This window comes from Azoarcus sp. L1K30 (genome assembly GCF_018122735.1).
GTDB lineage: Bacteria > Pseudomonadota > Gammaproteobacteria > Burkholderiales > Rhodocyclaceae > Parazoarcus.
In genome coordinates, this window is record NZ_JAGRRD010000001.1 from 2,505,918 (window position 1) to 2,518,613 (window position 12,696).

Here is a 12,696-nt window from a genome sequence, read left to right on the forward strand (position 1 = left end):
CCGATGACAGCCAGAATGTCCGCTGACCAGACTGCGAAGCTGCGCATCACCGAAATTTTCGCATCGCTGCAGGGCGAATCCACCCGGGTCGGCCTGCCGACCGTGTTCGTGCGTCTTACCGGCTGCCCCTTGCGTTGCACGTGGTGCGATACCACCTATGCATTCAAGGGCGGTGAAACCGTCAGCGTACAGTCGGTCGTCGACGACGTTGCCGGACACGGGCTCAACACGGTATGCGTGACCGGCGGCGAGCCCCTGGCGCAGGCGGCCTGCCTGCCGCTGCTCACCGCACTGTGCGATGCCGGCCACTCGGTGTCGCTCGAGACCAGCGGTGCGCTGGACATTGCTGCGGTCGATCCGCGCGTCTCGCGCATCATGGACCTGAAGGCGCCGGGCTCCGGCGAAGTAGGCCGGAACCGCTATGAGAACATCGCGCTGCTCAACGCGCGCGACGAGCTCAAGATCGTTCTCGCCGACGAGGAGGATTACCAATGGGCACGGCAGCAGATTGCGGAGCATGCCATTGACCGACGCTGTACCGTGCTGCTGTCGCCGGTCGCCGGCAGACTAGACCCTACTGCGTTGGCCGAGTGGATCGTGCGGGATCGCCTGCCCGTCCGCTTTCAATTGCAGCTGCACAAGATCCTGTGGAATGATGCAAAAGGCCGCTGACCGCACGTCCGCCAACGCACGGTTTCTTGTGCCCGGAGTACTCGCATGACTTCAACACCCCGCGCCATCGTCCTGCTGTCGGGCGGACTCGATTCGGCCACCTGTCTTGCCATTGCACGCAACCAGGGGTTCGAAGCCTATGCGCTGTCCGTCGCCTACGGCCAACGCCACCAAGCCGAACTGGCTGCATCCAGGCGCGTCGCCGATCATCTCGGCGCCAGGGAACACCGCCTGGCCCGCGTCGAGCTCGGCCAGTTCGGAGGCTCGGCGCTGACCGACCCCGACATCGACGTCCCCGAGGACACCGAGTCCGACGGTATCCCCGTCACCTACGTCCCTGCCCGCAATACGGTGATGCTGTCGATCGCCATGGCCTGGGCCGAGGTGCTGGGCGCCCGAGACGTCTTCGTCGGCGTCAATGCGGTTGATTATTCAGGCTATCCGGATTGCCGGCCCGCCTTTATCGAAGCCTTCCAGACCATGGCCAACCTGGCCACCAAGGCGGGAATCGAAGGTCATGGCCTGCGCATTCACGCGCCACTGATCGATCTGTCGAAGGCCGACATCATTCGCCGCGGCACCGCACTGGGCGTCGATTACGGACTCACGGTTTCGTGCTACCAGGCCGCCGACGATGGCAGCGCCTGCGGCCGGTGCGATGCCTGCCGCCTGCGCCGCGCCGGCTTCGAGGCAGCGGGCCTGCCGGACCCGACGCCATATCAGCACCGAAACGGCTGATTTCAAATAGAATCCGTTTTTGCTTCGTTGCGGTAGCTGCCCATGGATGAACCCGTCGTCGCCGTCTCGACCATTACTTCGCTTGCCTTCGCGATCGGGATCCTGTTCGGTTTCATCGGCAACAAGACCAATTTCTGCACGCTCGGCGCGGTATCGGATGCTGTCAACATGGGCAACTGGAGTCGCATGCGGATGTGGGCGCTGGCCATCGCCACTGCCGTGCTCGGCACCGCTGCACTCGGCTTGGCGGGGTGGCTTGACGTATCGCGGTCGATCTATACCGGCCACCGTCTGATCTGGCTATCCCACATCCTGGGCGGCATCTGCTTCGGCGCTGGCATGACACTGGCATCGGGCTGCGGCAGCAAGACCCTGATCCGCATCGGTGGCGGCAACCTGAAGTCGCTGGTCGTGTTCTTTTTCATGGCCATCGGGGCCTACATGACGCTGCGCGGGCTGTTCGGCGTATGGCGCGTCAACTATCTCGATGCAGTCGCGTTCGAGCTGCCCCATGGACAGGACCTGCCGGCCTTTCTCGCCAGTGCTGGCCTGGCACCGGACCAGGCACTACTGCTTGGCGCCGGCGTGGTCGGCGGCGGCCTGCTCGTTGCCGCGCTGGCCAGTCGCGAGGCGTGGAGCCGCGAAGTCCTGCTCGGCGGACTGGCCATTGGCGCACTGACGGTCGCCGGCTGGTACGTCTCCGGCCACATCGGTTTCGTCGCCGAGCATCCGGAAACGCTCGAGGAAGCCTTCGTCGGCACCAACAGCGGCCGGGCCGAATCGTTGTCCTTCGTCGCGCCGCTGGCCTACACGCTTGAATTGCTGATGCTGTGGAGCGACAGCAGCCGCATCGTCACCTTCGGCATCGCCTGTTCATTGGGCGTGATCGTCGGTTCGGCGATCTATGCGGTCACGACGGGCGGCTTTCGCCTCGAAGGCTTCCGCACGCCCGACGATCTCATTCGTCATCTCGTGGGTGCGCTGCTGATGGGCTTTGGCGGCGTAACTGCCATGGGGTGCACCATCGGCCAGGGCATTACCGGGCTGTCCACCCTGGCGCTTGGCTCCTTTCTCACCACCGCATCCATCGTGCTCGGCGCGGTGGCAACCATGAAGGTGCAGTACTGGATGATGATGCGCGAGGCCTGAGTCGTGACGACTTGCGCGCCCGCCGCGGTCGCGTCAGCTCAGGTCGGCCAGGGGATGAGGGCCGTCAAAGTCGGGCGCGAACAAGGCCTCGATCTCCGCAGGCGCAACCTCGTCCGGCGATGCGTGCTGCCACCGCGGATTGCGGTCCTTGTCCACGAGCAATGCGCGCACACCCTCGGAAAAATCCGCGGCCATGACAGCTGCCACCGAGACCTGGAATTCAAGGCGCAGCACGTCGGCCAGCGAGCAGTGCCGTGCGCGCCGCAGCATGGCGTGCGACAGCACGGCCGAGCTCGGTGCGCCATGGTCGAATGTCGTCCCCGCCGCACGCAGCCAGGGGTCGGCATCCTGCGCCAGCGCACGCAGGCGTGGCACGATGTCACCAAGACTGCCGTGTCCGATCACTTCTTCGATGCAGTCGAACTGACCGCGCAAGGCTGATGCCTGCAACCGGTCACGACACTCCAGTTCGCCAAGCAAATGACTCAGACGCGAGCGGTTCGCCTCGTGTTCAGCGTGCCAGCGCGTGTGCGCCAGGGCGGACAGTACCGTCGCCTTGTCCTCGTCGCGCAACACGAAATCGCCCAGCCCGGCGAATCGCGCGTCCGCGGCGTTGATCTGCGCCCCGGTCAGCGCCAGGAACAGTCCGGTCCGGCCCGGCATGCGGTTGAGAAACCAGCTGCCGCCCACATCGGGATAGAGTCCGATACTGATCTCCGGCATCGCCATCCGCGTCTGCGGCGTGACGACACGGTGCGATGCACCGACCATCAGCCCGACGCCACCGCCCATCACCACGCCATGCCCCCAGCACAGCACCGGCTTCGGGTAGGTATGAATGCGGTAGTCAAGCCGATACTCTCGCTCGAAGAAGGCCTTCACGACCATGGGCGCGTCCCGCCTGCCCTCGGCCCGCGCGGCGCGGATTGCGGCGTAGAGGGCGCGAACGTCGCCGCCCGCACAAAAGGCGCGGTCTCCCGCGCCGTCGAGCACCACGCCGACAATGCCCGGATCCTCGGCCCAGGCGCCGAGCTGCGGCGCGATGCGGTCGATCATCTGCAATGACAGGGCATTCAGTGCCGCCGGCGCATTCAGCGTGGCGTGGCCGAAACGCCGGCCGCAGGCCGTCGGAAGTTCGCGCAAAAGTACGCAGTCATTCATGTCACAGCTCCATGTTCAGGTGGCGACGGCCCGCCTTGGCGCCTGCCGTCTGATGCTTTTCGTACGTGCCGTTGCGGCGACATGCGCAGGTCTGAAGGCTCACCCATCCCGAAAGCGCTCGACGCAGCGCGCCAGCCCGCTGCGGGCGGTCTTCTGCACGGCAAGCAGCAGGTCGTGTTCGACCGCGGGCAGCCGAAAACGCCCCTGCAGTTCGTGCCGCAAGCGGATGAACAGGTGTGCAGTGGCCTCGGCATCTGCCAACGCGCGGTGATAGCGCCCGGTTGCGGGCAGGTTCAGCGCATGCACCAGGGTGGCGAGCCGGTGGTTGGGTACGTCCGGAAAAAGCCGTCGGGACAACAGCAACGAACACACGAAGTCTCCTGTACGCTGGCGCCCGAGCCGTGCCAGTTCGGCATCCCAGAACTTGCGATCGAACGCGGCGTTGTGCGCCACGATGGCATGATCACCGACAAAGTCGGCCACCTCGGTCATGACCTGTTCGACACGCGGCGCAGTGCGCACCATGGCGTTGGTGATGCCGGTCAGCGCCTGAATTTCATGAGGCACGAAGGCGCCGGCATTCATCAGGCTCTGGTAACGATCGACGATCAGTCCGTCGCGAACCAGTACGGCGGCGATCTCGGTCGGCCGGCAGCCGTGCTCGGGCGCCATGCCGGTGGTTTCGAAGTCGATGACGGCGTATGTACTCAAGGGGGCTTCCCCGAAGGGGCCGGTTATGATCGGGAGCCGAAGTTTGCCACGATATTGAGACCGGCTGGCGCAAACGGGGTGTCGACGGCAGAGACCATGCTGCACCGCAGATCGACGCCAGGGAATCTATACGTTAGCGTATCCGGATATACAAATATTTGGAAAAGACATGCTGCGAACGCTCACGACTGCACTCGGCATACTCTGCGCCCTGTCCGCCCAGCTGGCGCTCGCCGTCGACATGAAGCCAGTGCAGGTCGCTGCCCACAGCTGGTACGTGATGGGCAAGGCCGGCATGGCCTCATCGGCGAACGAGGGCTTCATGTCCAATGCAGGTTTTGTCATCACCGACGACAGCGTCGTCGTGTTCGACGCCCTCGGCACACCGGCGCTGGGCGAACAGCTGATCGCAGAGATTCGCAAACTCACCACCAAACCGATCCAGCGCCTCATCGTCAGCCACTATCACGCCGACCACTACTACGGCACCCAGGCCTTCAAGGCCATCGGCGCCGAAGTATGGGCCCACCGCCGCGGACGCGAAGCCCTCGAATCGGACGGCGCGCAGGCCAGGCTCGCACAACGCAAGGCGGACCTCTTCCCCTTTGTGGATGACAACACACGCCTGCTGCCGGCGGACCGCTGGCTGGAGGGCAACACCGACTTCGAAAAGGGCGGACTGCACTTTCGCATTACCTACGTGGGCCCTGCGCACGCGCCCGACGACATCATCATGGAAGTCGTCGAGGATCGCGTGATCTTTGCCGGAGACATGCTGTTCCGCGGCCGCGTGCCCTTCGTCGGTGACGCGGACACCTCGCACTGGCTGCTCGCGCTCGATCACCTGATCGACGCGCATCCCGCTGTAGTGGTGCCCGGCCACGGCCCTGCATCCACTGAACCGCAGTCCGACCTCACCCTCACCCGCGACTACCTGAAATACGTGCGCGAGAGCATGGGCAAGGCCGTCAGCGAGCTCAAGTCATTCGACGAGGCCTACGCCGACACCGACTGGAGCCGTTGGTCCAGGCTTCCCGCATTCCGCGAGGCCAATCGGGCCAACGCCTACAATGTGTTCCTGCAGATGGAGAAGGGTTCGCTGCGTTGAACGCCACCGCCACCGAACCGACGCCCGACATTCGGCCCGGCACCGGGTAAACGGGCGCAGTCCGATTGGCTTGGCCGTTATCCTTGACTCGCCACGCTTCCGCATCTAGAATAATGGGCTGTTCCGGGGGTCGTTAGCTCAGTTGGTAGAGCAGCGGACTTTTAATCCGTTGGTCGCGTGTTCGAGCCACGCACGGCCTACCAAGAGAACCAAGGGGATAGCCGGACTGCGGTCTGGCTATTTTCTTTTGAATCCGTTGTTCGCTCCGTTTGTCGGCCCGATTCCGGTGCCGCCGCCATCCGCCCGAAATGCCACTCGCGGGGGACCGAAGCCTACTCGGACCCGCGTCTGTCGCGCCTGTTTCGGGCTCGCAGGCACAACACCGCGATCAGGTAACACGGATCGCCCGATGCGCGACGCGTGCACCCGTTTTCCATCGCGCCGCCCGCTCCTGCCGCCTTGTGCGCCGGGGCGCCAATGCAGTACCAGACATTCGGCCCGCCAATCATCGTGCCGATTTTGACAGCAGGCCGTCGGCGACACGACTCGCAATGGCCGGGCACTGAACAATGCGCTTGCCAAGGCGGTGGCGAGCCTGGCAACCCCCCACCCGCAGCGCGGGGATAGGTGAGCCGCACCCACAAGGAGCCTGAATATGGCAAAAGAAGAACTGATTGAAATGCACGGCACGGTCGATGAAGTCCTGCCGGACGCGCGCTATCGTGTCACCCTCGACAATGGCCACAAGCTGATCGCCTACTCGGGCGGAAAACTGCGCAAGCACCACATCCGCATCATCGCCGGCGACAAGGTCTCGCTCGAGATGTCGCCCTACGACCTGACCAAGGGTCGTATCACCTTCCGCCACATGCCCGGCCGTCAACCGATGGCACCGGCAACGCGCTAAGCAATAACCTGACGGCGGGGGCAGGGCTTTCGGGCCGAATGCATATCTGGGTTGACGCGGACGCCTGCCGCGGCGCCATCAGGGAGATACTGTTTCGCGCCGCAGCGCGCACGCGACATCCGCTCACGCTCGTGGCCAATCAGATCCTGCGCACGCCGGCTTCCGCGCTGGTGCGGATGATTCAGGTGGCACCGGGCTTCGACGAGGCCGACAAGTACATCGCTGACAACGTCCGCGCTGCGGATCTCGTCATCACCGCCGACATCCCCCTTGCTGCCGACGTCGTGGCCAAGGGCGCGCAAGCCTTGAGTCCGCGCGGCGAATGTTATGGCAAAGAGAACATCCGCGAGCTTCTGGACATGCGAAACTTCAAGGATGCCCTGCGCAGCAGCGGCGTTGACACGGGTGGGCCGCCCCCGTTTTCCGCCGCAGACTGCCGGCGCTTCGCCAATCGCCTCGATCACATCCTGAGCACCGACAGCCGACCGCCACATCGACTCCAGCCACGGCTTATCCCTCCGCGGGAAGGGTAATCCCACCCCCAGGCAATCTCCATGAACGGTGCGCTTCTGCGCTAAACTCGACACGCCTTGTCACCAGAGGCCGAACCTTGATAAGAACCTGGCGCCGTCTGCGATTCCTGCTTCTGATTCTGCCCCTCATTGCCGGCAATTGCGCAGCGGAGACGACGCTACGCGTGCTTGCCTGGCCAGGCTACGCCGACGCGGATATCGTGAAGGCTTTCGAGGATCGGACCGGGGTCCGCGTGGAGGTTTCCTTCGTCGACTCCGACGAAAATCTGTGGGCACGCGTAAACGCACCAGAGCACGATTACTTCGACGTTTTCGCAGTCAATACCGCAGAACTCCAGCGCTATATCCGAAGCGACCTGGTACGGCCGGTCAACGCCGATGCGATCACCAATCGGTCGCGTCAGTTGAGCAGATTCCGTGATCTCCAGAGCATTCCCGGCCTCGTTCACCAAGGTCGCGTGTTCGCCATCCCCTACACCTATGCGGAAATGGGGCTGATATACGATCGTCGGCAAGTCACCCCAGCGCCGGACAGTATCGCCGCCCTGTGGGACCCCCGCTATCGCGGCAAGGTGATCGCTTACAATGGCGGCACGCACAACTTTGCGCTCGCAGCGCAATTGCTAGGCCACGCAAACCCCTTCAACCTCAACAGCCACGACTGGCAGATGGCGGTCGACAAGCTAATCGCGCTGCGGCGGAACGTGCTCGCCTTCTATACGCAGCCGCAGGAATCGGTCGATCTGTTCACCCGGCACGGCGCCGCACTGCTGTTTGCGAACTTCGGTTCGCAACAAGTGAAGTTACTCGAAGCGGCCGGTGCAGACGTGGGCTACGTCATCCCGCGCGAGGGCGCGCTCGCATGGCTCGACTGCTGGGCGATTCCCAAGGGTACGCGCAATGCCGCACTGGCCGAAGCCTGGATAAACTACACGCTGGAAGAGCAGCCCGGCAATGCGCTCAGCACTCGTCAGGGCCTGGCGAACACCACGCAGGCAGCAGCCAGCGGCACCGAAGGCGCAGGCCGCCTCGTCTGGCTACAGCCGGTCGAAGACGCAGAGCGCCGCAACCATTTGTGGGGACGCATCATGGCCGGCGCTCGCACAGACAAGGTGATGGCCCCTTGAGATTCGGTATCGCAGCCCGCCTCGCACTGTTGCTTGCCCTGGTCGGCGTCATTGCGTCGGGCGTCACGGGCTTCTATGTGTATAACGCCAGCAGGACCCTACTGATCCAGTCCAGCAAGAGCGAGTTGCTGACCTCGACCAAGGTTCTCGCGAGCCGGATTGTCGTTGCACGCGAAGAGATCAGCCGCAACCTTCAGCTTCTGTCCGGACACCCCGACGCCCTCGCGGCACTCGACGCGGCGTTCGACGCACCGGATACGGCGGCGGAGAACCGTCTGGCGATCCTTTTCGAACAGCTCATGGCCGTCAATCCCAACTATTTCCAGATACGCCTGATCGGTGCAGCCGAACATGGACTGGAACGTGTACGAGTTGATCGCGGCAGTGACGAACCACTGCGTGTCGGTGGAGAGGATCTGCAGGAAAAAGGACATTATCCGTATGTCTTCGACACTCTGAAACTGGCAGCCAACGAAACCTACCTCTCGCGCTTCGCGATCAACCACGAACAGGGCGCTCACGCAGGCCTGGGGCGGCCAACCGCTCAACTGGGCATGCCGGTCGTCGACCGCGACGGGCACACGCGCGGGGTCGTCGTCATCAATATCGACCTTCACGGTGTATTCAAGGAACTCTCGGCTGGCCTGCCAGCCGACTTCAAGCTGTATCTGGCCAATGCCGAAGGGGATTTTCTGGTCCACCCGGACCCTGCGCAAAGCTTCGGATTCGACCGCGGGCGGCGAATCCTCGTACAGGACGAGTTTCCGTCCACGGCTGACCTGGTGTTGAACAAGTCACCTCAGGTGCTGCTCGAGGTCTCAAGTGGAAGCCACTCGGACTTGCCCGTCGTGGCAGCCTTCATCAGTCAGCCCGTTTCCATTCATTCGGACGAAAGCAGACTGATCCTCGGGCTTGCCGAGCCGCTCGCTACCGTGCTCAGACAGGCTGACGCACTGGGCAATGTCATCCTGCAGATCGTGCTCGGAATCTGCCTCGCCTGCGTCCTGATTGCCATCGCGGTTGCCCGCGCAGTGACGCGCCCGATCAACTCGATGAGTCTGGCGCTACGGGATTTCACCGCAGGCGCGCCGATGAGCGCACTGCCCACCGAACGCCACGACGAAATCGGTTTGCTTGCGCGCAGCTTCGGTGCGCTCAGCGAACAGATTCGCCGCCAATTGTCCGAACTTCAGCAGCGCAGGCACGAACTCGAACATCTCGCTCAGCACGATACCCTGACCGGCCTTCCGAATCGCGCACTGTTCGCCGATCGCATGGAGCAGGCGCTTGCCAGCGCACGCCGGGACAACACCAGACTGGCATTGATGTTCATCGATCTGGATGACTTCAAGCCGATCAATGACGAGCGCGGGCACGCGGTCGGTGACCTGCTGCTCAAGGAGGTCGGCACACGTATCCGCAAGGCCATCCGCGAATCGGACACAGCAGCCCGTATCGGTGGAGATGAATTCGTCGTGCTGCTGCGCCATATCCAGAACAAGGAAGACGCACTTGCAGTCGCGGAGAAGGTGAGACAATCAATCAACCAGCCCATCCTGACGGACGGCCCGCCACTCATCGTTTCCGCCAGCGTTGGGGTGGCCACCTTTCCCGAGGGCGGCAGCGACGAGATCGAGTTGGCGAAGAATGCCGATCGGGCGATGTACCGTGCCAAGCAGCAAGGTCGCAATGATGTCGTTATCCATCAGCCCGCCGGTCAATGAGGAAGCGGGACGCGGACACTCCAATACCCTGAGAAACAACAGGGCACGCGGCATACGGTCGTTCTCCCTTCCTGTGCATTAAGCCCTTGGCGATCGTTCGCCCCCCTGCCACCATCGCGCCACTCCCTCATTGAGGCATCGTGCCCGATCGCACTTCCCAACCCGATGACTCTCGATCTCGTCAAGACCGCAGCACTTCTGCTCGCACTCTGCCTGCTGCAGGGCATCAACACACGCGCTTTCTCCTCGCGGCGTCGCACCTTCCAGATCAGTGCCGGCCTGATCTTCGGCGCCATCAGCGTCTTCGGCATGATGATCCCGGTCGCGATTGCGCCCGGCCTCATCTTCGATGGCCGCTCGGCGGTGCTGGGCATGGCCGGATTCTTTGGCGGTCCGATGGTCGGCATCATCGCCGCACTGATTGCAGGCAGCTACCGCGCATGGCTTGGCGGCTCGGGCGCCGTCGTTGGCATCGGCGTCATCTGCGCGTCGACATTGCTGGGACTGATCTATCGCACACTGGTGAGGCACCGCCGGGTGACGTGCGGCCCGTGGCAATTCCTCCTCTTCGGACTGGTCGTGCATCTGCTCGCCATACTGCTGTTCACCCTGCTGCCGGCAGCGCAGTGGCACCTGTTCATATCCGAATTGGCGCTTCCTTATCTGCTCGTGCTCGTACCAACGACTGCCGCGCTCGGCATGCTGCTGCAGGACATCGAAAACCGCCAGCAGACCGAACGCGCACTGGCCGGCAGTGAAGCAAGGTTGCGTGCCATCACTCATGCCTTGCCCGACCTTGCCTTATTGCTCGATGAGGACGGCACCTACCTGGAAGTCGTTTCGCAGGACGAGCGACTTCTGGTCGCCGAGAGCAGCAAACTAGTCGGCCGCCGCATGCACGAACTGCTGCCAACCGGACTCGCAGACAAGCTCCTGGCGGCCATCCGGCGCGCACTGCAAGCCACGCACGTTGAAAACGTCGAGTACGACATGCGCACCCTGTCCGGCCCGCGGACCTTCGAAGGACGCTGCAAGGCCTTGGACATGGAATTGAACGGCAAGCCCGCTGTACTGTTCATGGCGCGCGACATCTCGGAGCGCTGCGCAGCGGAACAGGAGCGCCGCATCGCCGCCATTGCCTTCGAATCGCAACAGGGCATGATCATCACCGACGCAGCGGGGGTGATCTTGAAGGTCAACCAGGCGTTCTCCGCCATTACCGGCTACGACGAGACGGAAGTCATCGGCAAACATACGCGCATGCTCGGCTCCGGCCGTCACAACCCGGCGTTCTATCGCGACATGTGGGACAGCCTGCTGCGCAACGGCAACTGGCAGGGCGAAGTATGGAACCGACGAAAGAATGGCGAGATCTACCCTCAAGCCCTGGCCATCAATGCGGTACGTAGCGACGATGGGACCAGTACCCACTATGTCGCTGCGCTGAGCGACATTTCATTGCGCAAATCGACGGAGGAGGAGATTCGCACACTGGCCTTCTTCGATCACCTCACGCAGCTGCCGAATCGGCGCCTGTTGATGGACCGGCTGGGGCAGGCCCTCTCTACGAGCAACGCACAAGGTGGCGCCGGCGCATTGATGTTTATCGATCTCGACGACTTCCGCAACATCAACGACCTTCTCGGTCACCACAACGGCGACGTCCTGCTGCAGCAGGCGGCCAGGCGGCTGGGTGCGATCGCCGCCGACATCGGTGCCAACGCGACCGTTGCACGGTTCGGCGGCGATGAATTCGTCATTCTCCTGGACGCGCTGGCACTCGACCGGCAGGCAGCATACGCATCGGCCAACGATATTGCCGAGCGCATACTGGCGGCATTGAAGGCCCCCTATGTGCTCGAAGGCCAAACTCGCCGGAGCAGTGCCAGCATCGGCGTCGCACTGTTTCCGGCAAGCGGCGGCAGTGTCGATGAATTGATGAAGCGGGCCGATCTGGCCATGAACGAGGCCAAGCACCGAGGCAAGGGCAAGCTCCGCTTCTACGACCCCGTCATGCAGGAAACCGTTACCGCGCGCCTGCGCCTGGAAGACGACATTCGGACAGGGACGGAAGCAGGCGAATTCACGCTGCTCTACCAACCTCAATTCGGCCCGGGCTGCGAGATGGTCGGCGTCGAGGCGCTGGTGCGCTGGCAACACCCCTTGCGTGGATTCATCGCCCCCGACCAGTTCATCCACGTTGCCGAACGCGCCGGGCTCATGCCGGCCCTCGGACTGATGGTACTCAACCGCGCCTGCGAACAACTGGCGGCATGGGCGCTGGATCCGGTGACCGCGGGACTCACTGTGGCAGTCAACGTCAGCGCCCAGCAACTCTACAACGATGAATTCGTCGACCAGGTCCTCGATGCCCTCCATCGTAGCGGCGCCCCCGCTGGGCGCCTGACGCTCGAACTCACGGAGTCCCTGTTGCTCGACGACATGGAAGAGGCAATAGAACGCATGGGCAGACTGCGCACCCACGGAATCCGCTTCTCGATCGACGACTTCGGCACGGGCTACTCCTCGCTCGCCTACCTGCAACGGCTCCCGCTCGATCAACTCAAGATCGACCGCTCCTTCGTGCAGGATCTGCCACATAGCGCGAGCAGCCTGGCCATCGTCAAGGCGATCATCGCCCTTGCCCAGGCGCTCGACCTGAAGGTCATCGCAGAGGGCGTGGAACTCGACACTCAGCGCGACACGCTGCGCGCCAACGGCTGCCATCATTTCCAGGGCTTTCTGTTCGCGCGTCCGATGACTGCAGAGCAGATCGGCGAAACGAAAAAGGCCCTACCGACGCGTCGCCTCGAACAAGAGAAGCGCACACAGCCCTCCGAAGCTGCGCACTGAAGTGCGCATGCCT

The 12,696-nt window shown here is 63.4% G+C and carries 11 protein-coding genes and 1 tRNA gene; 10 read left to right on the plus strand and 2 right to left on the minus strand.

What is annotated here, in order from left to right; genetic code table 11:
* Window positions 1-3: 3 nt before the first annotated feature.
* From queE to J5J83_RS11505, 3 genes are read left to right on the plus strand one after another with little or no spacing between them, the layout of a single operon-like run.
* The gene (gene queE / locus J5J83_RS11495; protein ID WP_212349219.1) at window positions 4-672 is read left to right on the plus strand and encodes a 7-carboxy-7-deazaguanine synthase QueE; all 669 of its coding nucleotides are present in this window, start codon (window positions 4-6) and stop codon (window positions 670-672) included.
* A 45-nt stretch (window positions 673-717) separates the two neighbouring features.
* Window positions 718-1,410: a 7-cyano-7-deazaguanine synthase QueC gene (gene queC / locus J5J83_RS11500; protein WP_212349221.1), complete on the plus strand. Its 693-nt coding sequence runs from the start codon at window positions 718-720 to the stop codon at window positions 1,408-1,410.
* A 42-nt stretch (window positions 1,411-1,452) separates the two neighbouring features.
* Entirely contained in the window at window positions 1,453-2,559 is a 1,107-nt protein-coding gene (locus J5J83_RS11505) for a YeeE/YedE family protein (protein WP_212349223.1), read from the plus strand.
* A 33-nt stretch (window positions 2,560-2,592) separates the two neighbouring features.
* Here J5J83_RS11505 and J5J83_RS11510 read toward each other — a convergent pair whose 3' ends face one another.
* On the minus strand, window positions 2,593-3,720 hold the full coding sequence (locus tag J5J83_RS11510; protein WP_212349225.1) for an enoyl-CoA hydratase/isomerase family protein: 1,128 nt from the start codon (window positions 3,718-3,720) through the stop codon (window positions 2,593-2,595).
* Window positions 3,721-3,819: 99 nt separating this feature from the next.
* On the minus strand, window positions 3,820-4,431 hold the full coding sequence (locus J5J83_RS11515; protein WP_212349227.1) for a 3'-5' exonuclease: 612 nt from the start codon (window positions 4,429-4,431) through the stop codon (window positions 3,820-3,822).
* A 169-nt stretch (window positions 4,432-4,600) separates the two neighbouring features.
* Between J5J83_RS11515 and J5J83_RS11520 the strand changes: the two genes are divergently transcribed.
* From J5J83_RS11520 to J5J83_RS11550, 7 genes are all read left to right on the plus strand, one after another.
* A complete protein-coding gene (locus tag J5J83_RS11520) occupies window positions 4,601-5,539 on the plus strand; it encodes an MBL fold metallo-hydrolase (RefSeq protein ID WP_212349229.1) in 939 nt (312 codons plus the stop codon).
* 127 nt (window positions 5,540-5,666) lie between these two features.
* A tRNA-Lys gene (locus J5J83_RS11525) sits at window positions 5,667-5,742 on the plus strand.
* A gap of 452 nt (window positions 5,743-6,194) precedes the next feature.
* A complete protein-coding gene (gene infA / locus J5J83_RS11530) occupies window positions 6,195-6,446 on the plus strand; it encodes a translation initiation factor IF-1 (protein ID WP_212349231.1) in 252 nt (83 codons plus the stop codon).
* A 38-nt stretch (window positions 6,447-6,484) separates the two neighbouring features.
* Window positions 6,485-6,979, plus strand: a complete 495-nt coding sequence (locus J5J83_RS11535) for a YaiI/YqxD family protein (protein ID WP_212349233.1) — start codon at window positions 6,485-6,487, stop codon at window positions 6,977-6,979.
* Between the two features lie 164 nt (window positions 6,980-7,143).
* Complete coding sequence (locus J5J83_RS11540) at window positions 7,144-8,106, plus strand: extracellular solute-binding protein (RefSeq protein WP_349251885.1); 963 nt, start codon at window positions 7,144-7,146, stop codon at window positions 8,104-8,106.
* Window positions 8,103-9,830 carry a GGDEF domain-containing protein gene (locus tag J5J83_RS11545; protein ID WP_212349236.1) on the plus strand — a complete coding sequence of 576 codons (1,728 nt, stop codon included), beginning with the start codon at window positions 8,103-8,105 and terminating at the stop codon, window positions 9,828-9,830. The genes J5J83_RS11540 and J5J83_RS11545 overlap by 4 nt, the downstream gene beginning before the upstream one ends.
* A 165-nt stretch (window positions 9,831-9,995) precedes the next feature.
* Complete coding sequence (locus J5J83_RS11550) at window positions 9,996-12,683, plus strand: EAL domain-containing protein (RefSeq protein ID WP_212349238.1); 2,688 nt, start codon at window positions 9,996-9,998, stop codon at window positions 12,681-12,683.
* The last annotated feature ends 13 nt before the right edge of the window (window positions 12,684-12,696 follow it).

Excerpts from the sequence above, each read along its gene's own strand:
- queE (WP_212349219.1), top strand. The coding sequence starts at position 4 with ATGACAGCCAGAATGTCCGCTGACCAGACTGCGAAGCTGCGCATCACC.
- queC (WP_212349221.1), top strand. The coding sequence starts at position 718 with ATGACTTCAACACCCCGCGCCATCGTCCTGCTGTCGGGCGGACTCGAT.
- J5J83_RS11505 (WP_212349223.1), top strand. The coding sequence starts at position 1,453 with ATGGATGAACCCGTCGTCGCCGTCTCGACCATTACTTCGCTTGCCTTC.
- J5J83_RS11510 (WP_212349225.1), bottom strand. The coding sequence starts at position 3,720 with ATGAATGACTGCGTACTTTTGCGCGAACTTCCGACGGCCTGCGGCCGG.
- J5J83_RS11520 (WP_212349229.1), top strand. The coding sequence starts at position 4,601 with ATGCTGCGAACGCTCACGACTGCACTCGGCATACTCTGCGCCCTGTCC.
- infA (WP_212349231.1), top strand. The coding sequence starts at position 6,195 with ATGGCAAAAGAAGAACTGATTGAAATGCACGGCACGGTCGATGAAGTC.
- J5J83_RS11535 (WP_212349233.1), top strand. The coding sequence starts at position 6,485 with ATGCATATCTGGGTTGACGCGGACGCCTGCCGCGGCGCCATCAGGGAG.
- J5J83_RS11550 (WP_212349238.1), top strand. The coding sequence starts at position 9,996 with ATGACTCTCGATCTCGTCAAGACCGCAGCACTTCTGCTCGCACTCTGC.